At 45.6% G+C, this 1,529-nt stretch carries 3 protein-coding genes; all 3 read left to right on the top strand.

Annotated elements, in window-relative coordinates:
* Positions 1-123, top strand: a 123-nt coding sequence (locus SHEWPOL2_RS22615; RefSeq protein ID WP_192812115.1) for an excalibur calcium-binding domain-containing protein, incomplete at its 5' end; no start/stop codon positions are given.
* Between the two features lie 207 nt (positions 124-330).
* A complete protein-coding gene (locus tag SHEWPOL2_RS21945; protein ID WP_037431766.1) occupies positions 331-678 on the top strand; it encodes a thioredoxin family protein in 348 nt (115 codons plus the stop codon).
* 188 nt (positions 679-866) lie between these two features.
* A partial coding sequence (locus tag SHEWPOL2_RS21940) for a hypothetical protein (protein WP_037431764.1) occupies positions 867-1,529 on the top strand: 663 nt, incomplete at its 3' end.

Below are 1,529 nucleotides of genomic sequence, written 5' to 3'. Positions count from 1 at the left end.
AGCCATATGCGCTCCTGTGCTGAAGCGACCTTTTACATTCAAAATTGTCCCAACACGCAAATGGATGGTGATGGCGATGGTATTCCCTGTGAAAGCCAATGGTGCAGCTCATCCATGTTGTAACGAGGTAAAACAAAAATGATAAATACGCTTTCGCATTGGATCGATAAGCTCAGCGGAGCACAAATAGCAGGACTAATAGTATTCGGCATTATCATACTGACGGTGGGTCTATTTTTCGTAGGCTCATTTATCGGCAGCAGTGCCGTAAAAAGGGGATTAATTCCGTGATACTCTGCCTGTAAAACCCCAAATTCGATAGGATTGTCCATGCCGACTGCCGTTATCCACACCCTTGAAACACCCGAGCAACTGGATGCCATACTAAAGCAATATCCAGCGGTATTACTGCTATTTGGTGCACCAAGCTGTGGCGTGTGCCAAGCGCTTAAACCACAAATCGCCGCTATGCTAGCCAAAGATTTTCCCAAAATGCAGCTAGTCTATATCGACTGTGAAGCTCACCTTGAGCTTGCCGCGAGATACCAGGTTTTTAGCCTGCCCGTGGTAGAAACAATATTTTATGGCAAAAGCTTTGCGCGCTTTTCGAAGGTGTTTTCCCTCGGCGATCTCAAAGGAGCGATTGCCCGCCCCTATAAATTACTGAATGCAGAATAACTGTCACCAAGTAATAAAGAATCATACTGAAAAGGCAGCTAACACATCGGTGTACAGCCTTTTCTAAAGCATTTATGCCCCCAAAACATCAAAACATGCAAAACATCAAAACATGGACACCCAACCTTAATAGCGAGGTAGCTAACCTCCGACTATGCTTTGGTTAAGCATTAAACATGGAGGTTTGTATGCCGCGCCCTCGCAGAACTCAGATAAGTCTTGAAGACACGCCCTATTACCATTGCTGTAGCCGCGTGGTGCGGCGGGCATTTTTATGTGGTGATGACAGTTACTCGGGTAAAAATTATGACCATCGTCGAGGTTGGGTAGAATCGCTAATGTTTGAACTTGAAGCTGTTTTTGCTATTGATATCGCAGCCTTTGCCGTGATGTCTAATCATCTGCATCTGGTGTTGCGAGTCGATATCGAGACGGCAAATCGTTGGACTGACCGCGAAGTGCTTGAGCAGTGGCATAAGTTGTTTAAAGGCGATGAGTTAACGCAAAAATTCGCTAAAGGTGAGTTAGTCGAAGCCCATCAGGTCAACCGATTAAAGCACTCAATCGCCCTTTATCGTAGTCGTTTGTGTGATATCTCATGGTTTATGCGCTGCCTTAACGAACCAATAGCAAGGCAAGCAAATCAAGAGGATAACTGTACAGGTCGTTTCTGGGAGGGGCGATTTAAATCGCAAGCCCTACTCGATGAAGCTGCGGTATTAGCCTGTATGACCTATGTTGATTTGAATCCGATTCGAGCGCAACTTGCTGATACACTAGAACAATCCGACCATACCAGTATCCAACTACGTATTCGGGCCGCATTAAAAGGTGAGCAGCCGAGTAATCTA

The sequence above is a fragment of the Shewanella sp. POL2 genome (assembly GCF_000282755.1).
GTDB lineage: Bacteria > Pseudomonadota > Gammaproteobacteria > Enterobacterales > Shewanellaceae > Shewanella > Shewanella xiamenensis.
This window is presented reverse-complemented; position numbering and strand designations above follow the sequence as displayed.

Bases quoted from the DNA above. Each gene is read 5' to 3' on its own strand.
- SHEWPOL2_RS21945 (WP_037431766.1), top strand. From the start codon at position 331: ATGCCGACTGCCGTTATCCACACCCTTGAAACACCCGAGCAACTGGAT.